General features: G+C 62.7%; 23 protein-coding genes. 17 read left to right on the top strand and 6 right to left on the bottom strand.

All coding sequences use genetic code 11. From position 1 onward, the window contains the following. The first annotated feature begins 151 nt into the window (after window positions 1-151). The 8 genes from B4F51_RS05070 to pcp all read left to right on the top strand — a co-directional run bounded on the left by B4F51_RS05070 (window position 152) and on the right by pcp (window position 7,785). The gene (locus tag B4F51_RS05070) at window positions 152-1,366 is read left to right on the top strand and encodes a multidrug effflux MFS transporter (protein ID WP_296224004.1); all 1,215 of its coding nucleotides are present in this window, start codon (window positions 152-154) and stop codon (window positions 1,364-1,366) included. A gap of 269 nt (window positions 1,367-1,635) precedes the next feature. Next, entirely contained in the window at window positions 1,636-2,283 is a 648-nt protein-coding gene (pxpB, locus tag B4F51_RS05065) for a 5-oxoprolinase subunit PxpB (RefSeq protein ID WP_296224003.1), read from the top strand. Next, window positions 2,280-3,329 carry a biotin-dependent carboxyltransferase family protein gene (locus B4F51_RS05060; RefSeq protein ID WP_296224002.1) on the top strand — a complete coding sequence of 350 codons (1,050 nt, stop codon included), beginning with the start codon at window positions 2,280-2,282 and terminating at the stop codon, window positions 3,327-3,329. The genes pxpB and B4F51_RS05060 overlap by 4 nt, the downstream gene beginning before the upstream one ends. An 18-nt stretch (window positions 3,330-3,347) precedes the next feature. Beyond that, window positions 3,348-4,091, top strand: coding sequence for a 5-oxoprolinase subunit PxpA (gene pxpA, locus B4F51_RS05055; RefSeq protein WP_296224001.1), 744 nt, complete (start codon window positions 3,348-3,350; stop codon window positions 4,089-4,091). Between the two features lie 106 nt (window positions 4,092-4,197). Continuing rightward, window positions 4,198-4,935 (top strand): DUF969 domain-containing protein, encoded by a 738-nt coding sequence (locus B4F51_RS05050; protein WP_296224000.1) that lies wholly within the window; start codon window positions 4,198-4,200, stop codon window positions 4,933-4,935. A 3-nt stretch (window positions 4,936-4,938) separates the two neighbouring features. Next, on the top strand, window positions 4,939-5,895 hold the full coding sequence (locus B4F51_RS05045) for a DUF979 domain-containing protein (RefSeq protein ID WP_296223999.1): 957 nt from the start codon (window positions 4,939-4,941) through the stop codon (window positions 5,893-5,895). Window positions 5,896-6,033: 138 nt separating this feature from the next. Beyond that, a complete protein-coding gene (locus B4F51_RS05040; RefSeq protein WP_296223998.1) occupies window positions 6,034-7,059 on the top strand; it encodes a TRAP transporter substrate-binding protein in 1,026 nt (341 codons plus the stop codon). 78 nt (window positions 7,060-7,137) lie between these two features. Beyond that, window positions 7,138-7,785, top strand: coding sequence for a pyroglutamyl-peptidase I (pcp, locus tag B4F51_RS05035; RefSeq protein ID WP_296223997.1), 648 nt, complete (start codon window positions 7,138-7,140; stop codon window positions 7,783-7,785). Between the two features lie 23 nt (window positions 7,786-7,808). Here pcp and B4F51_RS05030 read toward each other — a convergent pair whose 3' ends face one another. The 3 genes from B4F51_RS05030 to B4F51_RS05020 form a co-directional block, all read right to left on the bottom strand. Next, window positions 7,809-8,537 (bottom strand): ribonuclease E, encoded by a 729-nt coding sequence (locus B4F51_RS05030; protein WP_296223996.1) that lies wholly within the window; start codon window positions 8,535-8,537, stop codon window positions 7,809-7,811. 184 nt (window positions 8,538-8,721) lie between these two features. Continuing rightward, window positions 8,722-9,354 carry a DUF2968 domain-containing protein gene (locus B4F51_RS05025; protein WP_296223995.1) on the bottom strand — a complete coding sequence of 211 codons (633 nt, stop codon included), beginning with the start codon at window positions 9,352-9,354 and terminating at the stop codon, window positions 8,722-8,724. Between the two features lie 67 nt (window positions 9,355-9,421). Beyond that, entirely contained in the window at window positions 9,422-10,270 is an 849-nt protein-coding gene (locus tag B4F51_RS05020; protein WP_296224106.1) for an AraC family transcriptional regulator, read from the bottom strand. A 157-nt stretch (window positions 10,271-10,427) separates the two neighbouring features. On the opposite strand from B4F51_RS05020, the gene B4F51_RS05015 reads away from it, so the two are divergent. The 3 genes from B4F51_RS05015 (at window position 10,428) to B4F51_RS05005 (ending at window position 13,775) form a co-directional block, all read left to right on the top strand. Further along, a complete protein-coding gene (locus B4F51_RS05015) occupies window positions 10,428-10,868 on the top strand; it encodes a hypothetical protein (RefSeq protein WP_296223994.1) in 441 nt (146 codons plus the stop codon). Then, window positions 10,861-12,033 carry an FAD-dependent oxidoreductase gene (locus B4F51_RS05010; protein ID WP_296223993.1) on the top strand — a complete coding sequence of 391 codons (1,173 nt, stop codon included), beginning with the start codon at window positions 10,861-10,863 and terminating at the stop codon, window positions 12,031-12,033. Before B4F51_RS05015 ends, B4F51_RS05010 begins: the two co-directional genes overlap by 8 nt. Before the next feature lie 956 nt (window positions 12,034-12,989). After that, the gene (locus tag B4F51_RS05005; protein ID WP_296223992.1) at window positions 12,990-13,775 is read left to right on the top strand and encodes a helix-turn-helix domain-containing protein; all 786 of its coding nucleotides are present in this window, start codon (window positions 12,990-12,992) and stop codon (window positions 13,773-13,775) included. Between the two features lie 138 nt (window positions 13,776-13,913). Here the strand turns inward: B4F51_RS05005 and B4F51_RS05000 are convergent, their stop codons facing one another. From B4F51_RS05000 to B4F51_RS04990, 3 genes are all read right to left on the bottom strand, one after another. Further along, window positions 13,914-14,930 (bottom strand): helix-turn-helix domain-containing protein, encoded by a 1,017-nt coding sequence (locus tag B4F51_RS05000; protein ID WP_296223991.1) that lies wholly within the window; start codon window positions 14,928-14,930, stop codon window positions 13,914-13,916. Window positions 14,931-15,119: 189 nt separating this feature from the next. Then, window positions 15,120-15,611 carry a hypothetical protein gene (locus B4F51_RS04995; protein ID WP_296223990.1) on the bottom strand — a complete coding sequence of 164 codons (492 nt, stop codon included), beginning with the start codon at window positions 15,609-15,611 and terminating at the stop codon, window positions 15,120-15,122. Between the two features lie 21 nt (window positions 15,612-15,632). Continuing rightward, window positions 15,633-17,540, bottom strand: coding sequence for a S8 family serine peptidase (locus B4F51_RS04990; RefSeq protein WP_296223989.1), 1,908 nt, complete (start codon window positions 17,538-17,540; stop codon window positions 15,633-15,635). 634 nt (window positions 17,541-18,174) lie between these two features. Here B4F51_RS04990 and tssB point away from each other — a divergent pair. The 6 genes from tssB to tssG all read left to right on the top strand — a co-directional run bounded on the left by tssB (window position 18,175) and on the right by tssG (window position 24,103). Beyond that, on the top strand, window positions 18,175-18,669 hold the full coding sequence (gene tssB, locus B4F51_RS04985; RefSeq protein ID WP_296223988.1) for a type VI secretion system contractile sheath small subunit: 495 nt from the start codon (window positions 18,175-18,177) through the stop codon (window positions 18,667-18,669). A 21-nt stretch (window positions 18,670-18,690) separates the two neighbouring features. Beyond that, window positions 18,691-20,184, top strand: a complete 1,494-nt coding sequence (gene tssC / locus B4F51_RS04980) for a type VI secretion system contractile sheath large subunit (protein WP_296223987.1) — start codon at window positions 18,691-18,693, stop codon at window positions 20,182-20,184. Between the two features lie 248 nt (window positions 20,185-20,432). After that, entirely contained in the window at window positions 20,433-20,921 is a 489-nt protein-coding gene (locus B4F51_RS04975; protein ID WP_296223986.1) for an Hcp family type VI secretion system effector, read from the top strand. Window positions 20,922-20,947: 26 nt separating this feature from the next. Next, on the top strand, window positions 20,948-21,373 hold the full coding sequence (gene tssE, locus B4F51_RS04970) for a type VI secretion system baseplate subunit TssE (protein WP_296223985.1): 426 nt from the start codon (window positions 20,948-20,950) through the stop codon (window positions 21,371-21,373). A 22-nt stretch (window positions 21,374-21,395) separates the two neighbouring features. Next, window positions 21,396-23,123 carry a type VI secretion system baseplate subunit TssF gene (tssF, locus tag B4F51_RS04965; protein WP_296223984.1) on the top strand — a complete coding sequence of 576 codons (1,728 nt, stop codon included), beginning with the start codon at window positions 21,396-21,398 and terminating at the stop codon, window positions 23,121-23,123. Next, complete coding sequence (tssG, locus tag B4F51_RS04960) at window positions 23,120-24,103, top strand: type VI secretion system baseplate subunit TssG (protein ID WP_296223983.1); 984 nt, start codon at window positions 23,120-23,122, stop codon at window positions 24,101-24,103. Before tssF ends, tssG begins: the two co-directional genes overlap by 4 nt.

Below are 24,103 nucleotides of genomic sequence, written 5' to 3'. Positions count from 1 at the left end.
TGCATGTATGTCCCTCGTCTGGGGCGGATTGGAGGGGGCGACCATCGCGTGCACCTGCCCGGTGCCTGGGCGCGGTTCATCACTTTGCGCTACAGTCTGCCGTTTGCTTCGGCGCGGATGCCAAGCCCGCTACCGCGCTGCATTCCCTCCCATGACTGCTCCCGCTTCCGAACGTTTCCGCTTGCCCGGCCTCATTCCCGGCTGGCTTCTGCTGCTTGGCATGCTGACCGCTGTCGGCCCGTTGTCGGTCGACATGTATCTGCCCAGCTTGCCCACCATCGCGCGCGACCTGAATACCTCGTCGGCCGCGGCGGGGCTCACGCTCACGGTTTTCCTGATCAGCCTGGCGATCGGCCAACTCATCTACGGCCCGGCCAGCGACCGTTTCGGGCGCAAGCCGCCGCTGTATATCGGTCTGGCGCTGTATGTGGCGGCCTCCGTCGGCTGCGCGTTTGCCAAGGACGCGACGATGCTGGCCGTGCTGCGCGGCGTGCAGGGCTTCGGAGGCTGCGCGGGCATGGTCATCGCGCGCGCAGCGGTGCGAGATCGCATGGACCCGGCCGGCGCCGCGCAGGCGTATTCCACGTTGATGCTGGTGATGGGCGTGGCGCCCATCCTCGCGCCGATGATCGGCGGTGCGGTGCTGCAGGTGGGGTCGTGGCGGATCATCTTTGCGCTGCTGACGGGGTTTGGCGTGCTGTCGCTGCTGGCCGTGCATTACCTGATGCGCGAGACGCTGGCCCCGGAAAACGCTCGCCGGCTGGCGGTCGGCCACGTGCTGCGCGATTACTGGGAGCTGCTGCGCGACCACCACTACGCCGCCTATATGTGGTGTGGCGCGGTGTTCCTGTCGGGCATGTTCGCGTACATCACCGTGTCGTCGTTTGTGCTGATCGACGGCTATGGGCTGACGCCGTCGCAGTACGCGTGGGTGTTCGGCAGCAACGCGGCGGGGATGATTGCGGCCTCGCGCGTGAACGTGCGGCTGGTGCGCCGGCGCTCTCCTGCGCGCGTGCTGCGGCGGGCGCTGTGGATTCCGGCCGTGACCAGCGTGCTCGCCACGGCGGCGGCAGCGGCCGGCTTTACGCCGCTGCCGCTCGTGCTGGCAGCGTTGTTCTGCTACATCGCATCGATCGGCTGCATCTCGCCCAACACGGGCGCGCTGGCGATGGCCGGGCAGGGCGCTCGCGCCGGCACCGGTTCGGCGCTGATGGGCGCCATGCAGTTCGGGCTGGGCATGGTGACGGGCACGGTGGTGGCCGCCATCGGGCAGAGCGCGCTGCCGCTGCTGGGCATGATGGCTGTTTGCGCCGTGGGAGCGCTTGTCGTGGGCTTGCGTGCAACGCGCGAAGAGCCTGCAGCCTGACCCCCGCATGGCCTCGCGCCTCTTGTTCCAGAGGGCGTCTTCATCGTTTCATATGACTTTGGCATAACATGCCTGTCACGTCCGTCGTGTCCGACGCCTATGATGAGGGCAGCCGGGCGGCGATCGAATGTGGCCTGACCCTGCCAAACCTAGGGTTACTTCTTATATAGAATTTATCAACGTTTTATTAACGTATCGCTTTCGTTTTCAATCGCGCTTCGTTTGGTCGGCATCTTTCCGCCAACCGCGCACACGAGACGGGGGTTAAGTTGCAGTGCACGATTCACCGGCTGGGCGAACTGGCGCTGTTGTGCGAGGTGTCGCCGCCGGCGACCCTGAATTGCCAGCAGCGTATCTGGGCCATGGCCTCGCGCGCGTCCCACTGGGCTGGCGTGATCGACGTGGTGCCCGGCATGAACAACCTCACGCTCGTGTTCGGGCCGCTGGCCGACGCGCGCTTGCTCGAAACCCTGCTGCGCGAAGCGTGGGAGGAGAGCGAGGCGCTGGTGGCCGACGGCAAGCTGGTCGACATTGAAGTCGCCTATGGCGGTGACGATGGCCCCGACCTGCGCGAAGTCGCGCGCCACACTGGTCTGACGCCGGCCGAAGTCGTGCGCCGCCACACCGCGCCTGAATACATCGTCTACTTCCTCGGCTTCCAGCCGGGCTTTGCCTACATGGGCGGCCTGGACAAATCGCTCGCCACGCCGCGCCGCGCGGAACCCCGCATGGCGGTGCCTGCCGGTTCGGTCGGCATCGGCGGCGAGCAGACGGGCATCTACCCGGCCGCATCCCCCGGTGGCTGGCAATTGCTCGGCCGCACGGAGGCGGCGCTCTTCTTGCCGCAGCGCGACCCCCCGGCGCTGCTGGCACCTGGAGACCGCATCCGCTTCGTCGCCTCGAAGGTGCGCGCATGAGTTCGAAACCCCAAGCCATGATCGAGATCGTGCGGGCCGGCGTGCTGGCCACCGTGCAGGACCTGGGCCGCACCGGCTATCGCCGCTTTGGCGTGTGTACGTCGGGTGCGCTGGATCCTCTGTCGCTGTACGTGGGCAACCGCCTCGTCGGCAACCGCAGCGATGCGGCGGGTATCGAGTTCACGCTCGGCAACGCCACACTGCGCTTCCAGGCCAACGGCCTCATCGCGCTGACGGGCGCCGATTGCCGCGCGACGCTCGACGGCGAGGCCGTACATGCCTGGCGCGCCATTCCCGTGCAGCGCGGGCAGACGCTGACTTTGCGCGTGGCGCAGGGCGGCGTGCGCGCCTACCTGTGCGTGGCTGGCGGCATCGACGTGCCGGAGATGATGGGCTCGCGCAGCACCGACCTGAAAGCCGGCTTTGGCGGTTTCGAAGGCCGGCCGCTGAAAGACGGCGACAAGCTCCCCGTGCTGCCTGCCGACACGACATACGCGCCCGACATCAGCGGCGATGCCGTCGCCGTCAAGGCCGCGCGCTGGACGTTCGACCGTACGCAAGGCGATACACCCGTGATGCGCGTGCTGCCCGGCCCGGAGTACGACGATTTCCTCGCCGAATCGCAGGCTGCGTTCTGGGAATCGGATTGGACGCTGACCCCCAACAGCAACCGCATGGGCTTCCGCCTGCAAGGGCCGGAGCTTCAGCGCAAGAAGCAGCGCAGCGGCGATCTGCTCTCGCATGGCGTGGTGCCGGGCGTGATCCAGGTGCCGCCGTCGGGACAGCCCATCGTGCTGATGGCTGACGCGCAGACCACCGGCGGCTACCCCAAGATCGGCAGTGTGATCCTGGCCGACCAGTGGCGTCTGGCGCAAGTGCCGCTTGGCACGCGCATCCGCTTCGAGCGCGTGACGTTGGAAGAGGCCGAGAGTGCGCGCGCTGATGTGGCACGCTATCTGCAGCAAATCGAAACCGCGCTGGATTGGCAGCGACAGGGCATTCTCTCCACCGCGCGGCGCACCGCCAAGACGCGGCTGAATGCCTGAGCACCGGAAGACAACATCATGACGACGATTGATCTGAACGCCGACCTTGGCGAAGGCTGCGACAACGACGAGGCGCTGCTCGCGCTGGTGAGTTCCGCCAACATCGCCTGCGGCTGGCATGCCGGCGACGTCAGCACGATGCGCCAGACCACCGCGTGGGCGCTGCGCGAGGGCGTGTCGATCGGCGCGCATCCGAGCTTTCCTGATCGCGAGAACTTTGGCCGCACCGAGATGCACCTGCCGCCCGAAGAGATCTACGCGGGTGTGTTGTTCCAGATCGGCGGCCTGTCGGCCATCGTGCGCGCGCAGGGCGGCAAGCTGGCCCACGTGAAAGCGCACGGCGCGCTGTACAACCAAGCCTCGCGCGACCGGCCGCTGGCCATGGCAATTGCGCGTGCGGTGCGTGATTTCGATCCGTCGCTGGCGGTGTTTGGCCTTGCTGGCGGCGAACTGGTCAAGGCGGCGCGCGAACTCGGCCTGCAGGCCAAGGAAGAGGTGTTTGCCGATCGCGGCTACAACGCCGATGGTTCGCTCGTCAAACGCGGCACGCCCGGCGCGCTGATCGACGACGAAGACGCCGCGCTCGACCAAACGCTGACCATGGTGCGTGAGCAGCGCGTAAAAGCGATTGATGGCACGTGGGTTCCGATCCACGCGCAAACCGTCTGTCTGCACGGCGACGGCGCGCATGCGCTGGCGTTCGCGCGACGCATCCGGGAACGGCTCGGCAGCGAGGGGATCGCTGTTGGCGCCGATGCCTGAAGCACGCCCCGCAACTTCCATGCGGGGCTTTTTTGAACCTGCTTACGATCGCGATGCGCAGCAGGATCGTGGGCAGGTTCGAGTCACTTGGGGGGGGAAGCACCATATGAGTACGGCAGTGAATCTATGGCCGCTGATCGGGGTGGTCGTCATCATCGCGGGGTTCATCCTGCGGTTCAATCCGATGCTGGTGGTGGCCGTGGCCGCCATCGCCACCGGTTTTGCGGCGTCGATGTCCATCGACCAAATCCTGACGGCGATCGGGACGGGTGTCATCAAGACGCGGACGTTGCCGCTGATCATCCTGCTGCCGCTGGCGGTGGTGGGGCTGCTTGAGCGCCACGGCCTGCGTGAGCACGCACAGAACTGGATCTCGCGCATTCAATCGGCCACGGTGGGTCGTCTGCTGATCGTCTACCTCGCCGTGCGCGAGCTGACGGCTGCGGCAGGTCTGACGAGCCTCGGCGGCCATCCGCAGATGGTGCGTCCGCTGCTGGCCCCGATGGCCGAAGGCGCCGCCGAGAACCGCTTCGGCAAGCTGCCGGCGCCGGTGCGCGAACGCCTGCTGGCCTTCTGCGCCGCCACCGACAACGTCGGCCTGTTCTTCGGCGAAGACATCTTCGTGGCCTTTGGCGCCATTGCTCTGATGCACACGTTCCTGCTCGGCTCGGGCATCGACATAGAGCCGCTGCATATCGCGGTGTGGGGCATCCCGACCGCCATCTGCGCGTTCCTGATCCACGCTGTGCGCCTCAAGCGCCTGGACGGCTGGCTGGCCCGTGAAATGGGTAACCAGCGGGGCGCTGTCGGCAACACCAACACGGCTGCGGCCAAGCAGGGGTAAGCCATGATTCTGTCGATCAACTATCTGTACTGGCTGGCCGGGATCATCCTGACGATCACCGCGCTGATGACCTTTGCCGACAAGGACCACCCGCGCCGCTGGACCACGGGCCTGTTTTGGGCGATCTTTGCCGTGATCTTCCTGGTCGGCGACAAGATCCCGCCGATCGTGGTGGGCTGCGGCGCGGTGCTGATGGCGCTGCTGGCCGGCACGGGCGGCGTGACGCTCGGCAAGCACGGCGAGCTGCCGGCCGAAGAGCGCCGCGCTTCGGCCAAGCGCCTGGGCAACCGCCTGTTCATCCCGGCGCTGACCATTCCGGTGGTCACCGTCATCGGCAGCGTGTTCCTGAAGGACATCAAGATCGGCAGCGATCTGCTACTCGATCCGAAGAACCAGACCTTCGTCTCGCTGGGCCTGGGCTGCATCATCTCGCTCGCGCTGGCTTGCTGGCTCACGCGTGATACGCCGGTGCAGGCTATGCGCGAATCGCGCCGCCTGACGGAATCGCTCGGCTGGGCGCTGGTGCTTCCGCAGATGCTGGCCATGCTGGGCCTGGTCTTCGCCGACGCCGGCGTGGGCAAGGCTGTTGCGCACCTGACCACCGCCTACATCAACATGGACTATCGCCTGGTCGCGGTGATTGTCTATTGCGTGGGCATGGCGCTGTTCACCGTCATCATGGGCAACGGCTTTGCGGCTTTCCCGGTCATGACGGGCGGGGTAGGGGTGCCGATCCTGGTGGGCGTGTTTCATGCCAACCCAGCGGTCATGGCGGCGATCGGCATGTTCTCGGGCTACTGCGGCACGCTGATGACCCCGATGGCGGCGAACTTCAATATCGTGCCCGCCGCGCTGCTGGAGCTGTCCGATAAGAACGCTGTGATCAAAGCGCAAGTCCCCACCGCGCTACTGTTGCTTGCAGCCAATATCGTGCTCTTGTACTTCCTGATGCTCCACTAATCGTGTTTAATGCGTCGCGTGCGGTGTGCGTCACGCGGGCGGCTCTTAGCCGGCCGACGCCACCAAGCGCGATCGCTGCCCGCGAGACAAGGGCATGCGGTCGTAGACCTCGCATCGTGCTCTTCTCCGGGGGGATTCATGAGCAGCCAGATGACGAGCGGCCGTTCCATGTCGGGACGCCGCTTTTTTTGTGTTCTTGCAGCCAGCGCGCTGTCGCTGCTGTCGGCCGCCCAGGTGCGTGCTGAAACGTTCCGCGTGGCCACGCCGTATCCGGCCGTCAATTTCCATACGCAAAACCTGCAGGCCTTCGCCACCGCTGTAAGCGCCGCAACCAACGGCGGCCTTAAGCTCGACGTCTACCCGAACGGCTCGCTGCTCAAGCCCGCCGCCATCTTTGACGGCGTGAAGGACGGCAAGGCCGAGGCGGGCGAGGTGATGCTCTCCACGCTGGCCCAGCGCGATCCGCTCTTCGGCGTGGATTCGATTCCCTTCGTGGTGTCGGGCTACAGCGATGCGCGCCTGCTGTGGGATGCCTCGCGCAGCCACATCGAAGCGTTAATGAAGGCCAACGGATTGCGCCTTTTGTACGCCGTGCCCTGGCCGCCGCAGAACCTGTATTCCGAAACACCGATCGCCCGTTTGTCCGACCTGAAGGGGCATCGTTTGCGCACCTATAACGCGGCGCAAAAGCGCATTGCCGAGCTGTACGGTGCGCAGGCCGTGCAGGTGGAAGCCGCCGATCTGACTGCCGCGATTGCCGGCGGCCGGATCGACACGATGGTCACCTCGCCGTCTACCGGTCTGGAAACGAAGGCTGGCCAACGCATGACCTATTACTACAAGGTTAACGCGTGGATCCCGAAGAACGCCGTGTTCGTCAACGAGGCGCGCTTCGCCAAGCTCCCGCCTGCGATGCAGCAGACCGTGCTCAAGCTCGCCAAGGATTACGAGGCGCGCGGCTGGGACTCGAGCCGCCAGACGTATGAGCGCGATGAAGCCGAGCTCGCCAAGACCGGCGTGCGCGTGCTCAATCCCGACGTGACCCTGCAGGGCGACATGCGCCGCCTGGGCGAGCGCCTGACGCGCGAATGGCTGCATACCGCGGGCACGGAAGAAGTCGACATCCTGTTGAACTTCGAGAACAAGCGCAGCAAGGCAAACTGACGCCGCAACGCACTTGGGCATGATGTTCGACGGACGTTTATCATCGTTTTAGTCTTACGCAGCAAGCAGGAGAACGTCATGCCTACCGTCCTCGTCACCGGTTTTGACCCATTCGAGAATGAACCCCTCAACCCGTCGTGGGAAGCCGTGCGCACCCTCGACGGCCAGGGAATCGCCGGTGCCGACATCATCGCGCGCCAGTTGCCGACCATCTTCGGCGAATCCAACAAAGTGCTCGGCAAGTTGCTGCAGACGCTGCAGCCGGATGTTGTGATCGCAGTGGGGCAGGCCGGCGGCCGCGCCGAGATGGCCATCGAGCGCATCGCCATCAATGTCGACGACGCGCGCATTGCTGACAACGCGGGCAAGCAGCCGATCGATATCGCCATCGCGAGTGACGGGCCGGCCGCGTATTTTTCAACGTTGCCAATCAAGGCCATCGTGCGCGAGCTGCGCGCGGGCGGCGTTCCAGCCTCAGTTTCGCAGACGGCAGGCACCTTTGTCTGCAACCACGTGTTCTATGGGCTGATGCATGCCATCGCCCGTCAGAATCTGCACACGCGCGGCGGCTTTATCCACATTCCGTATCTGCCGTCGCAGGCAGCCAAGCACCCGGGGCAACCGAGCATGGCGCACGATACCGTCGTGGCCGGCCTGCGCATCGCCATCGAGACAACGCTGCGCACGCTGCACGACGTACGCGAAACCGGCGGTCAGCTCCACTGAGCCAGCGCGGCGGCGCGCGCTGGTCAGTCCGTGAAGCGCGTATGCCGTTGCAGTTCGATGCGCACCGGCGTGCCCGGTGCGGCATAGCCTGATGCGATTGGCGCCGTGTCGGCCGTTGCCAGCTCGATTTCGATGGCCGCAGATTCATCGTCGTGCAGTGTGGGCGTGGGCTCCAACTTGGGCGGCGTCGGTGCGGGCTCGTCTGCCTGCAAAAGTGCTCGCGGCCGCATCGGTTTTACCGGCAATTGCGCCAGGGCCGGCCTTGCAGCACCGATGACCCGCGCGGCGACTTCCGTTTCGTTAAACGCAATGTCGGGCGCCCGTGCAACCGCCGCTGCGGTAACGATTTCGGATTTCGCGGCTTCTTCGTGGGTTTCCATTGACGCGATCCGCTCGGACGGCAGGTTTTCGAGCGGAACGGGCGATGCGATCGGCTGGGCGATGGCGGCCACGGGCGTTTGATCAAGCTCCGCGGCTGGCAGACGATGCTGCCCCGTGTGCCAGCCAAGCAGCGCGGCGGTCAACGTGCAGGCCGTGCCAACCGACAGCGCGGTTACGCGTTGACGCCACAGCTCATGGCTCGCTGTACCGGCCTCCCCGCACCGTTTGGCGGCAGAATCGGTGGGCGCAGTGTCCTGCTGCGCGTCGACGATGGCCTGTGCGCTGTCGTCCGGTGGCCCGAAGGGCGGCGGCATACGCACCAGGCCTGGTAGGCGCAGGTTTCCGTCGATGATGAAGTTGGGGGATTCCACATCCGTCTCCACTGATGGCCGCAGCGGACGTTCAAGCCGGCTGCGCAAGCAGGCGCCATGCTAAGCGGTAGATGGGCGGTGGTCGATCGGATTACTCTTAAGTCGATGCAGGCAGCATCAAGGGCCGGGTGGTCGCTGGCCTGCCGCTTCCGCGCCAGGCCAGGAAGGTGGAGTTCAAAGAAATTTACGGTGCCGGCGACCAGTGCGGATCGTTGAGTTGCTTTTCCAGCAGGCGGATCTGCTGCTGCAGCGATTCGACCTGCGTCTGATACGCACGGCGCTCGATGTCCAGCGCCTTGGTCTCCTGACGCATGGTCTGCTGCTCGGTCAGCATCTTCTGCCGCTGCGCCTGCATGATGCGGACTTCCTCTCTGAGCGACGCTGCGCGCTGTTGAGCCGCCTGGGCTTCGCGCTCCAATTGCGCTTTCTGGCCGGCCGTGACGGCGCGGCGCAGATCATCTTCGGCCCATGTCCGGGTCTGGCTGGCCAGTGTCTCGTATGCGCCTTCGGCCGGAGCGACCGACGCAAACTTGTACACACGCCACAGTTCTTTGCGATACGACAGGGCAACGTAGGCCGTGGTGTCTTCGTTGACGAGTAGCAGGCTGGTACCGTAGTCGCCGTTGTAGGTGGTGCGCAATTCGGCCAGGCGTTTTTGCGCCAGCAACTGCTGCAGCTCAGCCACTGTGCCGCCCGATGCGGCCGTGGAGGCTGCCGGCGCTTGCGGTGCGTTGGCTTGTGCGCGGGCCAGCCCGGCGCCCGCAACGGAAGCCGCGGCGATGAGCGTGAGAACGGTTCGGCGGAAGACGAAGGACATCGCAAGAATCAGAAATCGGAGCCGACGCGACTATATCAGCTTTGCCTGCTGGCTTCGGCCGGATCAGTCACATCGTGTCGGCGGATGCGATGCCGGACGCCTCGCGCCGACCGAAGTAGCGGGCGGGCGATAGCCCGAAGTACTGGCGGAACATGGCGATGAAGTTGCTGGGCGAGGCGTAGCCCAGCGCATCGGCCACGTTGGCGACCGGTTCGCCGGCGGCCAGGCGTTCGAGCGCGTGCACCAGCCGCGCCTGACGCCGCCATTGCGCGAAGCCGACGCCGGTCTCCGCCAGAAACAATCGGTTGACCGTGCGCGGTGATACGCCGGCCCATTCTGACCAGGCTTGCAGCGTGCGCGTGTCGCCGGGGGCGTCGACCAGGCCTTGGGCGATGCGCGCAAGGCGGCGGTCAGTCGGCAGCGGCAGGTGCAGCGGCTCGCGCGGGGCGTGGCGCAGTTCGTCGAGCAGCACCGCGGCGATGCGCTTGCATTCCGGATTGAGTTGCTCTTCCGCCGGCCAGGTCACGGCGCGCTGCACCAGTGCGCGCATCACGTCGCTGATGCCAACCACGCACGGGCGGTCGGGCAGGTCGGCGCAGCACGCGGGTGTGATCAGCACGAACCAACCGCTCATCACGCCGCTGATGGTGGCGCTGTGCATCTCGCCGGGTGGAATCCAGCCGGCGCGATGCGGCGGCAGTATCCACGAGCCGTGTCGCGTGCGCACGTGCATCAGGCCACTGTCTACGCAGAAGATCTGGCCGCGCAGATGGCTGTGCCAATCGACCTCGCGTGTGCCGAACTGAAGCCTCTCGTTGCTGTCGGCGGTGCCGACGACGGCGACGATCTCGGGGCCGTCCGTGCGTTCGCTGTAAGCCTTGAGGGCCGCCAGTTCGGCTTGGGGCCGGGCGGGCATGGCATCGCAGGTGCGGGTGGATGCGCGCATGAGCGGATGGCGGGATTTCAATAGTTTCTGTCCAAACCACGTTATCACGTCTTTGCTGCGGTGCGCGATAGTGACCTCACGGCGCGCAGGGCGTCGCTCATGTATTGCAATCCGAGCAGGGGGAAACATGACAGAAGGATTGGGCGGATTCCGCATCTACGATGTCTCGGCATGGCCTATCGTGATGCTGCGCAGCGGCGCGCAGGCGCCGGGATATGCCGCGCAGTGGGTGCGCGAGATGAACGCATTGCTGGCACGCAATGAGCCATTCGTGATGCTGCACGGCGTGCAAGGCGAGGACGAGGCGCACGAAGATCGCCGCGTGCGCGCGGTCTGGCTCAGGGAGAACAAGTCGGCGCTGGCGGCACAGTGTCGGGTGTTGGTGCATGTCGAGCCAGACCCGGAGCGGCGTCGGGCAGTGCGCGCGCAGGCGGCGATTGCCGTGCAGGCGTTCAAGGTGCCGATGGAGGTGGTCGCCAGCTTTGAAGAGGCGCTGGCGGCGGCGCAACGCGCGCTGGCCGGCCGAGCGGATCAGCCATGGCAGCTTGCGGAGCCGACCCATGCCTGAGCCGCTGCATGTGACGATCATCGGTGCGGGACTGGGCGGACTGTGCCTGGCCCAAGGGTTGCGGCGCCGTGGCATTGCCTTCGATGTGTTCGAGCGCGACGCCACCATGGGAAGCCGTCCGCAGGGCTATCGCATCCGCATCGATGCCGCCGGGCAGCGCGCGCTGCAGGCCAGTCTGCCGCCGTCGCGCTATGCGCTGTTCCGCAAGACCTGTGCGGTGCCGGCGCGCCGCGTGCACGTGTTCGATCCGCATCTGCGGCCAGCCGAAGGCCGCTGGGTGGATTCCTGGCGCGACGACGATGCCGCCGAGGCTGCCGACCTGAATGCCCATCGCCAGACACTGCGCGAGGTGCTGCTCGACGGTATCGGCAACTGGGTGCACTTTGGCAAAGGGCATGTCCGCCATCGGCCGCGCGGCGATGGCCGCATCGAGGTGACGTTCGACGATGGCGCGGCACTCGTCACTGACGTGCTGGTCGGCGCTGACGGGGTGCATTCGGGCGTGCGCACGCAGCGTCTGCCGGATGCCGCGCCCGAGTTGACCGATGCTTCGGTCATTTACGGCAAGACGTATCTGACGCCCGCCGCGCTCGCGCGTGTCGACGATCGGTTGTTGGGCAACACGACCGTCGTTTTTGGCGACGGGCTGGCGGTGATTGTCGACGCGATGCGCTTTGTGGTGTCGCCTGCGCAGCTTCGCGCTGGGTTGAGCGACGTGGAGCCTTACCTCTACTGGGCGGTGATCGGGCAAAACCAGCGGCTCGGCGTGGATGCGGCCGCCGCGCAGGCGAGCGCGGATGCCTGCGTCGCGGCGCTGTCTTCCGGCTGGGCACGCGGCCTGCGCGCGTTGTTCGCCTATGGCGATGCGGCGTCGACGGTCATCTTGCCAGTGCGCACCGCGCGGCCCTTGGCGCATTGGGCGGGCACGCGTGTCACGCTGCTCGGCGACGCCATTCATGCCATGAGTCCGGCCGGTGGTCTGGGTGCGAACACCGCGCTGGCCGATGCGGCCAATTTCGCCGCCTGGATCGGCGAGGTGCGGCAGGGGCGGGTGGGGCTCGATGCGGCAATCGCCGGATATGAGACGGTGCTGAGGGAGACGGCCGCACGGGCGATCGAGGCGTCGCGCAAGGGCACTGATGTGCTGCTGGGGGCGTTGGCCTGAGGGGGAGAAAAAAGACTGGCGGAAGCGGTGAGATTCGGCGTCTGAAGGAAAAAAGTCGCTCAAACTCAAGGAGTTTCAACGATGCTCGTAACGTGATGTGTACCAGTCGTGTAGACCGCAGACTGTACCACCGTGCCGGCATGCGGTGGCACGTCTGTCTACCCGTGGGAGCTCGATGGGCCGTTCAAGATTCGATGTGGTGAGGGCTCCCGTGATGCTCAAATGTCGTCCTCATCGGCGTCCATAGGCCGCTTCGGGGCAGACGCCCGGGACCTGGACGCCTGCGGTCCAGCCTCAATACGGTGTTATCTACACGCTCATACCCCAGGTGGGTCTGCATTTTGTGCAAATTAACGCATTGGAGCTTGAGGTTTGGCCCAGCCCGGAGCAGACGCACGTTGTAGAAACGTTTGATTCCAGTCGGTGCTGACACGCGCAATGCCGACGCCTTGGTTATGCCGATCGACGTGCTGACCGTCACTCTGAAACCCTGAGATCGATTCCTGCGACGCAATCACCATTCGCACGCCATCGCGTCAATTTCAATTGAGAAGGCACATGCGCACATGCGAGCATTGGTGAATGGTCGACCGGTTACGAACCCGATCAGGTTTGATACCGAGCTGTCCAGCAGTTACCTCGACACGGCCTCCGCCGCCAGAAGCGGAGTCGGTAAGAGGGGTCGGAAAACACCGCCATTCTGTGTGGTTATGAGGTATCGGATGAGGGGAATCAAAGCGCAGTCGTTCGCCCGGAAGCCGTTTTGCGACGGCAAACATTCTGTTCCGAGCAAAGGTTGTTGGACCCACTATGCCTTCACTGAGGTCGGAGCGCGCGTCCCCGCAGGCGATCTTCATTGGCATGGTGCGATTTGTGCAGGAGCCGGGAGCTATCTCTTACGTCGTTGCCAATCCCGGGTGGAAGCCACTCACACGGTTAGGTATGAGCACGCAGGATTGTCTGGCAACGATATTGTCGTTGGCCTGATTCACGAAGGAAGTCATACCGTCGAGTTGCCGGACGGTCGCCAAATGTCCTTTGGCGCGGATCAGCTATTTGCCCTCGATTGCGCCCAGCAAATACGTCATCACTGGCGCGATTCGGCTGTCAGCTACCTATGGCTCCCGCGCGGCTTGGTACATGAAACGATGTTGCCGGATCCGGCTGGCGTCAGCGCCGTCGCAGTCGCGCTGGGCAACGCCAAGCTTGCACCGTTTTTGGCCGCGCAACTGAACTTGCTACGCACGCAAAGCACCGAATTGGCGCCCAACACATTGCACCACGTCCTCAACGCGACGATCGATCTCGCCAACCTGACCGTCCGATCGGAACTTTTGAACTCTGTTAATGCGTCAGCGCGACGGATGGACGGCAGGATGTTCGCGGTCTGGCGTTATATAGAAGAGAATCTGCACAAGCACGATCTGGCACCCAAGGAAATCGCCCAGGCCATCAACTGCTCACGCGCGCAACTCTATCGGCTCTTTGAGACGCAGCCATTCACTGTCAGGGAAGCCGTCAAGGAGGCTCGGCTCAAAAGAAGCCTTCACTATCTGGTTCGGTCGGATCGAAAGTTCGACCTTGGAGAAATTGCCGCCGTTTGCGGTTTTACCGATCAATCGGCCTTTGGTAAGCAGTTTCGTCAACGGTTTGGCCTGGCGCCGGGCAAGGCGCGGCGAACGGGTGCGTGCGCAGCATTATTTGCGCGATTAGAGGCTGGCGAAAATACTCCCCTTGGCTAACGCGTTCTTACATGGCGCAACTGCGCGTCGGCTGCCTTGTGGCAGCGATGGCTCAGTATTCATGACTCGGAGCTGTGAGCGTGGTTTGGCCCAAGCTGATGTGCCAGTCAGGGCATGTGCCAAGGACTGAGAGGTGGATCAACGCATGTGCGCTAACCACGTTCGCCAATCCCCATCTTGTACGAATGGCAGTGTAGCGGCGCGACCCTCTTCCGCCAGTGCACGGGTTTCACGCGGCGACATGCCGATGGCCCGTCGGTACGCGCGTGTAAAGTTGGATGCGTCGGAATAGCCGTACGTCCGCGCAATTTCCGCGATCGGCCGGTGGATTTGCGAGCGATCCGCCAATATGGCGTAGCACTGGCGCAGGCGCTGCGTGCGCACATAGTTGAGGAACCCGCCTTCCCGCTCGAAGAGCCGGTACAGCGTCGCGCGTGAAGTGCCGAAATGGAAGGCAACGCTCTCGGGCGATATTGTCAGATCAGCAAGGTTGCGATTGATATGTCGGCAGACCGCCGCGAACAAGCTTTCGTACACCGCGCGGACGTTGGATTCCGTCACCTGACTATTCACGGCGGCTGCCGCCAATTGCAACGTACCTGGTATGACGGCTTGGGCTTCGGCATCACTCAGTTGGCCGACGCTGTGATATAGCGAACAAAGATGGTCACGAAGCAGGCCGATCATCGGAGCGTCGCCGCGCAGCACGCGCATGCTCAGCTCATCCGGCGATTGCAGTAGCGGCGTCAACAGTCGACGCGGTACCACCAAGCTCAGGAAGCGGCTATCGGTGGTGCTGGTGGTCAACGGCTGTGCGGCGTCTACGATAAAGAGATCGCCTGGCCGCGTAGCAGTTTCGATGCCACCGTCGCGCCGGATACAGCTGCCTTCCAGGTAATACTGGAGGACATAGGTGTCCATGCCATCGCGGCCAAGCTTGTACCGAGAGCGGTCATAGTGTTGCGCTTGCGCGTCGATCATGCCAATGCCCGTCTCGCCACAAAGATAGGCATCCACACGCGCCTGAAAGCCGTGCTCTCGTGGCACAGCTGAGCGTGTGTCGAACAGAACACCGATGGCTTCCTGCCATGCACCGAACTGGTGTTCGCGTGGCAATACACTCGTGTCGAACTGGGAGTGTGGAGGCTTGCTCATGGTTACATTCCTTTGACAATTGCCATTGTGCCGAAGCGCGGCAATTCTCCGGAATCCCTTCTGATGGGGGGGTAAGATCTTCCCGAAACTGTAAGGGAGGTATGGTATCGACGTGCAATGCGGTGTTGTCAAACGTCAAAGGAAACGCCCCGCGCGAGGGCGGGGCGTTCTGTTCAGCGCCGGACAGGCTTAGCGGACGACAGGCTTGGCGTATTGGATCGGAATATCGACCCGTGCCTGTGGCAGCGCTTTCTTTAGCTGCGTGCGTGCATCGGCGGCATCCTTTAATGACGCAAAGCGTAGCGTGCTGATGTTCATGTGACCGTAGTACTCCGCTGACACGGGCGCGGTCGTGAGGTTTGCCGCGGCTTGGCGCACGCTGTCGACCGATACCTGCGAGACGACCACCTTGTTGTGGCTCTCGCCTACCACGCCGCGCTCGTTGGCGACTTGCGTGACGGTGCTGGACGCCGCGCCCGCTGCCTTGGCTTGGGCACGGGTGGAGAGCACCTTGAACGACTGCGTGTCGATCTGCACTACCTGTGCGCTGGCGTACTGCGACAGCTCCTGCGTCGACAGCTGCTTGCCCATCACCAAGTCAGCCGCAGCTGCTTGGCCCGCCACGGCAACCGAAACCAGCGCCCCCAGCGCAACAGTCTTGAAAAAGGACGAAATGATCATGTTGAGAAATCTCCAGAGGGCTTACTTGGCCGCGATCACGCGAAACTGTACGCTCAGCGGCGTGGCGAGCGTCACGGTATGCGTGCCGCCTTGCGGTTGATACGTCGAGCAGGCGTTGGTGGGCACGCCGCTGACGGCGTAGACTTCCCACGTGCCAGCGGCGTTTTCACCGTAGAACGCGTAGCTGCCCAGACCGTAGTTGCTGGCGCTGTTGACACCACTGTTGTAGTAGCCGTTGTACGGCAAGGACAAGGCTGACACCGTGCCCGACGGCGACTTCACGAAAAAGCCCACGCTGCCAATGCACACCGAACCCGAGACACGTAACTGCAGCGCATCCACCTTGTCGGCGCCCGTCACGTTGAACTGGCCCAACTTCTGCACCGAACCGTAGGTCAACTGGTTGACGTTGCTAAAGGCGGCCACGAAGTCCGGCACGGACAGCGCGGCCGGCTTGTAGGTGACAGTGGCCTTGGCCATCTTCACGGCGGCCGAAGCATCCACCAGGCCGAAGCCGTACCACGTGGAATACGCATAGCCGGCACCGTTGGTTTGCCATCCGTAGTCCAGGCGCGCGGTCGTTGCGCCGTCGACCAGGGTGGTGCTGGTGTCGGCGGTGGCCGCCATGCTGGTCAGGTCGATCTTGGCGTTGCGGCCGTCGCGGCTGCCATAGTCGGGGTCGATCTTGCGGGCGGTGGCGCGCAGGATTTCGCGCACGTCGCGCCAGGTCAGGTTGGGGTTGGCGGCCAGCATCAACGCTACCACGCCCGACAGCGTGGGCGTGGCCGCCGACGTGCCGTTCATGCTGGAGTAGTTGCAGTTGGCGTTGTCCTTGGTGTTGGTGGCCGAGCCGCCCACGGCAAAATCATTGGGGCCAGAGATGCCGTTGCGGCTGTAGCCGCGCGCACAGCCAGACAAGTCAGTCGAGAAGATCATTGGGCCGCTGCCGGTTTCACCGTACTTGCCGCCGTCGCCAAGTTCGCCGCCCAGGCCCGTCACCCAGTTGACGGCGCCGGCATTCGAGTAGCTCGATTTGATGCCCTTGGCATTGGCCGCGCCGACCACGATTACGCCGGGCTCGAGCCTATCGGGGTCGTTGGCGGGGTTTTCACAGGCGATCATGCCGGTGCCGCTGCCCACCGTGGGGCAGGTTCGGGACGGGATGGTGGGGCCGTCGTTGATGTACTCGTACTCGTTGCCGGAGGCCCTCAGCATGACAAGCCCACGGCCATTGCGCAGGTTCGGGAAGGCACGCACAGCTGCTTGCGTTGACGTCGCCGTGTCGTACTCCGCGGGCGCCGTCGGATTTGCGCCATACGATGCGTTGATGAGGTCGGCGTTCTTGGACCAATCTGCGCCGCCATAGGCCGCCTCCTCGTCTGCATTGGTGCCAATGAAGCGTGCGCCGCCCAGCGTCGCCCGCGGGGCGATCCCCATCACGCCTTTGCCGTTCTGTGCCGCAGCGATGATGCCAGCCACGTTGGTGCCGTGCGCCGCCCTGATATTGGCGGGAATATCCGCTGGCGTCGGATCGTTCGAGCCGTCATCAAAGTTGTGCGTCATGGACGCATTGACGTTGGCGGCCAAGTCTTCGTTGTGGATGTCGATGCCATCGTCGAGCACCAGCACGTTCGCGCCCTGGCCCTTGATGCCGGCCCTGTGCGCGTCTTCTACGTTGATATCGGTCGTGCCGTTGGCGACAAGGCCGAAAGCGGCAAAGAAGCTGGTGGCCTGCTTGAGTGCCCACTGGTAGGCGTACAGCGGCTCCGTGCTGCCAGTCTGGCAGGCGTACTTGGCGTCGATCCCCGTTTCAGCACAGGTTGAGGTCGGCGTGACGTTGGCGTTGCTGCTTGAATCGCCGCCGCAGGCGGCTAGCACCACACTGGCCAGAAGCGTCAAGGAAAGCGTCTTTCCCGTAATCAGTTTCATCGGACTACCTTTCTGTTGTTTTGCATGACGGATCGACTGGTCGGCAATCCCCCTCTCGCTCTCGATCTGTCTGGTGAACAGATCAGAGCGGATGCTCGCACGCACACTTTGGTGGTTCAACGAAAAGCAATGGCACGCACGAGCGATTGGTGCGGCCATTGCAGGAAGCTGTCTTTGCGTCTCAAGCAGCGCAGTGCTCAACGGTCGGTGAAAGTGTTCGTGCGGTGTCCTGATGCATCTCTTCGCTGTCGTGCACAGGCGTGTTGTGCTGAGAACAGAGAAGCCCGGCTTAACGGGAGCCTTCATGACTTACGGCGGACGGAGCGCAAGGCTGGTGCTGGCGAGATTGCCAGCATTTGCGGATTTTCCGATTGGTCAGCAATGCAGCAGCTGCGCTAACAGTTCGACGTGATGCGCAGAAAGGTTCGAAGAGTCGCCTGTGGGTTTGAGATCGTCTGACAAAAACAAGAGACGAATCAACTAACGCTCAGCTGACGTTAAGCGGAGAATTCAACACATCGCGCGTGCTTGACGTGCCCATTTCTATGATGGGCCCGCTTGCGAAAAGTGCCGCTCGGTTCCGGGTTGCCTTCTGCGGGTTCGCGCTTGCACCGCACAGCTCAAGGAGAACGTTATGGCAGCCGATGGATCGGTAGCACCAAAGGAACGCGTCAACATCGTATATCGGCCCGCAACCGGTGGCGCCAAGGCGGAGGTTGAACTACCGCTCAAGCTTCTCGTGCTGGGTGACTTCACGCTGCGCAACGACGACACTCCAATCGAGGAGATGAAGCCTATCAATGTCGATAAAGACAACTTCAACGACGTGCTGAAAGGGCAGAAGCTATCGCTGGATCTGACCGTTCCAAACAGGCTCGAAGCCGGGGTAGATGCGGATGCCGTCCTGGCGGTGAACGTGAAGTTTGACTCGCTCGACGATTTTTCGCCCGATGCGATCGTCGACAAGGTGCCCGAGCTGCGCCAGATGGTCGAGTTGCGCGATGCGCTCAAGGCACTGAAAGGCCCGCTGGGAAACATTCCCGATTTTCGCAAGAGAGTTCAGGAGTTGATCGGGAACGAGGCGGTTCGGGCGCACCTGCTTGGTGAGTTGGGTATCAACGATAAATAAATCCGCGTACGGGGAGCTCATATGAGTGACGAGCAAATTCAGTCGGTCAACTCAGGCGAATCGGTAGCAGATGTCGAAGCCGGTGGATCGCTGCTCGATCAGTTGATCGAAACGGCCCGCATCAAGCCTGGCGATGACGCTTACGCGATCACCCGTCAAGGTATCCAGGCGTTCATTTCGCAATTGCTGGAGCCGCAGAACGCGATCGAGCGTGTTACCCAGGCGACCGTCGACAACATGATTGCCGACCTCGACAAGAAGCTGTGCGCCCAGGTGGATGCGATCCTGCATCATCCCGACTATCAGAAGGTGGAATCCGCCTGGCGGTCGCTGAGGTTTCTTGTGGATCGAACGAATTTTCGCGAGAACGTCAAGATTCAGCTGCTGAGCGTGAGCAAAAGCAAACTACTCGACGATTTTCAAGACGCTGCGGACATCACCAAGTCGGGGCTCTACAAGAATCTGTATACGGCTGAATATGGCCAGTTCGGCGGTCAGCCGTTCGGCGCCATCGTTGCCAATTACGAATTCGGCCCAGGCGGACAGGACGTCAAGCTGCTGCAGTTTGCGGCGAGCGTATCCGCAATGGCGCATGCGCCGTTCATTGCTGCGGCAGGGCCGCAGTTCTTCGGTGTCGATACATTCGACAAGCTGCCCAACTTGAAGGACTTGGCCTCGGTTTTTGAAGGCCCGCAGTTCGTGAAGTGGAATGCGTTTCGAGAAACAGAAGACGCGCGCTATGTCGGGCTCACGCTGCCGCATTTTCTGTTGCGCGTCCCATACGGGGCAGACACAGTTCCCGTACGCAAATTCAATTACACAGAAGACGTTGCGGGCGGTAACAGCGAGTTCTTGTGGGGTAATGCGGCGTTTGCGTTTGCGTCTCGCTTAACCGAGAGCTTTGCGGACTACCGCTGGTGTGCCAACGTGATCGGCCCACAGGGCGGCGGCGCCGTGAGGGATCTGCCCGTGTACACCTATGAGTCGATGGGGGAATTGCAGAACAAGATCCCCACTGAGGTGCTGATTTCCGAGCGGCGCGAATTCGAGCTGGCAGAGCAGGGCTTCATAGCGCTGACCATGCGCAAGAACAGCGACAACGCGGCCTTCTTCTCGGCCAATTCCGCACAGAAGCCGAAATTCTTCGGCAACAGCAAGGAAGGCAAGGAGGCCGAGCTCAATTACAGGCTGAGCACTCAGTTGCCCTATATGTTCGTGGTCAGCCGACTCGCGCACTATATCAAAGTGATTCAGCGCGAAAGCATCGGTACCTGGAAGGAACGCGTCGATCTGGAAAGTGAGCTGAACGCGTGGATCCGACAATACGTCGCGGATATGGACAACCCTGTTGAGGGTGTGCGCAGCCGGCGTCCACTGCGCCAGGCAGAAATCAAGGTGGCGGATGTTGACGGCGATCCGGGCTGGTATCGCGTGGATCTGAAAGTCCGTCCGCACTTCAAGTACATGGGCGCTTCGTTCACGCTGTCGCTGGTCGGTAAGCTGGACAAGAAATGAGCCGTCGCACGTGAGGCGCCGGGTCGAATGGCGTTGTTGTCAGGATTTGTGTTTCAGCTGTAACCGGGCGGCGGGCTTTTGAAACACTTAGGTGACAGAGCGTGGCCAGAATGTTCTCCATGCGCAGTGCACGGGGTACTGGGCAGATTCACCGGGCGATAGCGCCCTTGAAAAGAATCGAATCGGAGAAGCGCGATGCGCGCTTCCCGATCATTTCACCAAACATTGTTGCTTGAGGAAAGAACACCATGCCGATGCCATGCTATCTCATCCTGGAAGGCGAGACTCAAAAAGAAATCAAGGGCTCCAGCAAAGCCCAGGGCCACGAAGGCAAGATTCTCGTACAGGCGGTCGACCACACGATTGAGATTCCGAAAAGCCCGCAGACCGGTCTGCCAACCGGAAAACGCGTGCACGGTCCAATGACGCTCACCAAGGAGATCGACGTGGCCTCGCCGAAGCTCTTCCAGGCGCTGACTTCGGGTGAGCAGATGAAGCACGTCACGCTGGAGTACTACCGCATTTCTCCCAAGGGTACGGAAGAGAAGTACTACACGGTCAAGCTTGAGAACGCGATTCTGACCAGCGTTCGGGCATGGACCCCGAACTGCCTGTCCAGCGCCAATCAGCAGATGGGGCACATGGAGGATGTGTCGTTCACCTACGAGAAGATCTCCTGGACGTTCGAGCCGGAAGGCATCGAGACACAGGATTCGTGGCTTGCGCCCAAATCGTAATGTGCCAGCCGTAGCGCGAGGCCACGGTGAGGGAGCGCCGGCTGCTTGAGCGGATCTCGAGCTGGGAGGAGGGGGAGGAGCGGACAAGCCAGATCCGGGTCGACGTTCTCATGCGATCGGTGATGGACCACCTTGTCCGCCTGCTCAACACCCGGCGCGGCAGTGTGCAGATCCATCCGCTGTTCGGCGTGCCTGACTTCACCAATCTTGCTGGCGGCATGGCGGCAGGCTCGACTCGGGAGATCGAGGAGGAGATTTGCCGCATGGTGGCCCGGTACGAGCCGCGCATCAAGCAGCCGAAGGTCAGGCTTGATCGCGAGGGAACGGACATGCTATCGATCCGGTTCACGCTTGATGGCTCACTCGACGTGGACGATCGCGATATTCCGTTGAAGATCGCCACAACGATCGCCGCCAGCGGAAAGATCGACATTTCATCGTCGCGTGGATAGCTGGGCTTCTTGTTCTGTGAACATGCTGAATCGTTACTACGAAGAGGAACTCAACAAGCTGAAGGGACTGGCGGTTGAGTTTTCGCAGAACAACCCGGCGCTGGCGCCGATGTTGTCCGGCGCCTCGGCCGACCCCGATGTCGAGCGACTGCTCGAGGGCGTGGCGTTTCTCATTGGCCTGACCCGCCAGAAGCTCGACGACGAGTTTCCGGAGTTCGTCCAGGAGCTCGCGAACCTGCTGTTCCCGCACTATTTGCGGCCGGTGCCCGCGTCCACGTTGATCAGTTTTACGCCAAAGAGCCCGCTGGGTGAGGTTGTGCGTGTGCCGCAAGGAACTGAACTGGCATCGCTGCCGGTAGACGGTACGTCCTGCAGGTTCCGAACGATTTGCGACCTCGACGTGCAGCCGCTTCGCCTTGTTGACGCGAACCTGCTATCCACTGCAGGAGTGGCACCGGTTCTCGTCATGGATTTCGAGGTCGACGGGCTTGCGTTGTCTCAATGGGAGTCCGACAGCCTGCGTCTTTTTCTTGGAGGCGGCTACAGCGAGGCCTCGAAGATGCTGCTGCTGTTGACTCGTCATGTCACGCAAGTGCGCGTGTCTAGTGACGGCGGTGAGCGGCTGGAACTGGATGCGCTCAGCGTTCGTGCTTCTGGTTTCGACCACCGGTTGCTGCCGTATCCAGGCAACGCATTCGATGGCTATCGTGTGCTGCAGGAGTATTTCTCTCAGCCTGAGAAATTTCTTTTCGTCGATATTGAGGGGCTGGGGCGTTGGACCAACCGTGGGCGCGGTTCGGCCTTCAGCATGTTCTTCTCGCTCGATGAACTGCCTGACTGGATGCCGGAAATCCGGTCAGACCGCTTCGGGCTGAATGTGGTGCCGGCAATCAACCTCTTCGAGCATACGGCTGAGCCAGTCAATCTTGACCATCGTGCAAGCGAGTACCGGGTGAGTCCGGAAGGTCGGAACCGCACGCATTATCGGGTGTACTCCGTCGATCAGGTGACAGGCTATCAGCAAGGCGCCGCGCGCGAACGAACCTATCTACCATTTGGCCTGTATCGGCACGATGGACGGAGTGCAAAGCTCAGTTATCGGACGACCCTGCGCGAGGCGACAGTGATGCGCGGCAACGAGACATTCCTGTCGGTGAACTATCCGCCCGGTGATACTCCGGTGCCGGAGACGCTGTCGATCCGCATCACCTGCACCAATGGCTCGCTGCCGGAGAGCCTCAAGCTTGGTGATATCAGTCAGCCGACCAGCACTTCGCCAGAGCGAATCCATTTTCAAAACATTCGCCCGGTGACACCGGCGTTGGAGTCGCCGATTGGCGAGGCGCTGCTTTGGCGGCTGATTTCGCATGTGTCCCTGAATTACTTATCGATCGCGCAGACCGCAAACTTGCGGACCCTGCTTGCGCTGTATGCCCAGGTGGGGCAGCAGGACCAGGGTACGGAGGCAGCCAACCGGCGCCGTATCGACGGCATTCAGGAAGTGATTGCAATGCCGGAAACGCGTTTGGTCGGGCGAGGCAGCGTGCTGCGCGGTCAATTCGTGCGGATCCGATGTCGGCAAGACCACTACGCTGACATCGGTGACATGTATCTGTTCGGTTGCGTGCTCGAACGCTTTCTCGCCGATTACGCAAGCATCAATGCCTACACGCGCGTCGAACTCGAAGACGTGCTTTCAGAGACTATATTCAAATGGCCGCCGAGACTCGGACAGCAGACACTGCTGTGAAGTCCTCGCTGCTCGCCCACGGTGAGAGATATGCGTACTTCCAGGCGATTCGCCTGTTGCGGTTGTTCGACCGCCGCGTTGGTGCTCGCCACGAAAACTTGCGTGTGCGTCCGAAGCTCGGGCTTGACTTTCCGGAAAGCGACATCGATCGCATCGAAGTATTGCCGCAAGGCGGCTACCGTATTTCTGCGAACTTCTTCGGGCTGTACGGTGTCGCATCGCCGCTGCCGGCCTACTACACCGAAGACCTATTCGAGGAAGAGCGCGAAGACCGCCACGCTGTCCGCGAGTTTCTCGATATCGTCCACTACGCGGTCTATCCGCTGCTGTTTGATGCCTGGTCGAAATACCGGCTTGAGCAGCGCGTTGTCGAGGACGGCGACACAGACTTGCTCGGCCGCCTCTATGCATTCGTCGGACTCGACGATGCGGATCTGCGGGCCGACCTGCTGCCGGGCAGCGCGCTGCTGCTGCGCTATGCCGGCTTGCTCAATCAGCGCCCTCGCAGCGCGCTTGGCCTACGCACATTGCTGGCCGATGCCTACGGCGAGGCGAAGGTCGATGTTGGCTGCTGCGTGGCGGACACCGTACCGATTCCAGACAACCAGCGTTGCCGCCTTGGTGTGCAGGGCCATTGCCTGGGTGTGGAGGCGTGGCTGGGGTGTGAGATCGACGATTGTTCCAACCGCATACGCATCACGTTCAAGGATGTTCCCGAAGCATTGTTTCATCACCTGCTTCCCGGCGCGGCGGGGCATGAGCAACTGTGCCTGTTGATTCGGTTTTACCTGACCGATCCGCTGATCGTCGATGTTGAGATGCAGCTTCGGCATGAAGATACAAAAGCCGCGCGGCTGACGCGCGGGCTGTGGTCGCGTCTTGGGGTGGACAGCTGGGTCATGCCAGAGCGAGCAGACCAACCCACGCAAGTTCGTTTCAGGCTGCAGCCGCCCCTTTCCGCCACCCTGGCGATTCGATAA

The organism is Ralstonia sp. UBA689 (assembly GCF_002298975.1).
In the GTDB taxonomy this organism is placed as follows: Bacteria; Pseudomonadota; Gammaproteobacteria; order Burkholderiales; family Burkholderiaceae; genus Ralstonia.
The sequence above is the reverse complement of the archived record's forward strand: the minus strand, read 5'-3'. Positions and strand labels throughout refer to the sequence as shown.

Excerpts from the sequence above, each read along its gene's own strand:
- B4F51_RS05070 (WP_296224004.1), top strand. The coding sequence starts at position 152 with ATGACTGCTCCCGCTTCCGAACGTTTCCGCTTGCCCGGCCTCATTCCC.
- B4F51_RS05060 (WP_296224002.1), top strand. The coding sequence starts at position 2,280 with ATGAGTTCGAAACCCCAAGCCATGATCGAGATCGTGCGGGCCGGCGTG.
- pxpA (WP_296224001.1), top strand. The coding sequence starts at position 3,348 with ATGACGACGATTGATCTGAACGCCGACCTTGGCGAAGGCTGCGACAAC.
- B4F51_RS05050 (WP_296224000.1), top strand. The coding sequence starts at position 4,198 with ATGAGTACGGCAGTGAATCTATGGCCGCTGATCGGGGTGGTCGTCATC.
- B4F51_RS05045 (WP_296223999.1), top strand. The coding sequence starts at position 4,939 with ATGATTCTGTCGATCAACTATCTGTACTGGCTGGCCGGGATCATCCTG.
- B4F51_RS05040 (WP_296223998.1), top strand. The coding sequence starts at position 6,034 with ATGAGCAGCCAGATGACGAGCGGCCGTTCCATGTCGGGACGCCGCTTT.
- pcp (WP_296223997.1), top strand. The coding sequence starts at position 7,138 with ATGCCTACCGTCCTCGTCACCGGTTTTGACCCATTCGAGAATGAACCC.
- B4F51_RS05025 (WP_296223995.1), bottom strand. The coding sequence starts at position 9,354 with ATGTCCTTCGTCTTCCGCCGAACCGTTCTCACGCTCATCGCCGCGGCT.
- B4F51_RS05020 (WP_296224106.1), bottom strand. The coding sequence starts at position 10,270 with ATGCCCGCCCGGCCCCAAGCCGAACTGGCGGCCCTCAAGGCTTACAGC.
- B4F51_RS05015 (WP_296223994.1), top strand. The coding sequence starts at position 10,428 with ATGACAGAAGGATTGGGCGGATTCCGCATCTACGATGTCTCGGCATGG.
- B4F51_RS05010 (WP_296223993.1), top strand. The coding sequence starts at position 10,861 with ATGCCTGAGCCGCTGCATGTGACGATCATCGGTGCGGGACTGGGCGGA.
- B4F51_RS05000 (WP_296223991.1), bottom strand. The coding sequence starts at position 14,930 with ATGAGCAAGCCTCCACACTCCCAGTTCGACACGAGTGTATTGCCACGC.
- B4F51_RS04995 (WP_296223990.1), bottom strand. The coding sequence starts at position 15,611 with ATGATCATTTCGTCCTTTTTCAAGACTGTTGCGCTGGGGGCGCTGGTT.
- B4F51_RS04990 (WP_296223989.1), bottom strand. The coding sequence starts at position 17,540 with ATGAAACTGATTACGGGAAAGACGCTTTCCTTGACGCTTCTGGCCAGT.
- tssB (WP_296223988.1), top strand. The coding sequence starts at position 18,175 with ATGGCAGCCGATGGATCGGTAGCACCAAAGGAACGCGTCAACATCGTA.
- tssC (WP_296223987.1), top strand. The coding sequence starts at position 18,691 with ATGAGTGACGAGCAAATTCAGTCGGTCAACTCAGGCGAATCGGTAGCA.
- B4F51_RS04975 (WP_296223986.1), top strand. The coding sequence starts at position 20,433 with ATGCCGATGCCATGCTATCTCATCCTGGAAGGCGAGACTCAAAAAGAA.
- tssF (WP_296223984.1), top strand. The coding sequence starts at position 21,396 with ATGCTGAATCGTTACTACGAAGAGGAACTCAACAAGCTGAAGGGACTG.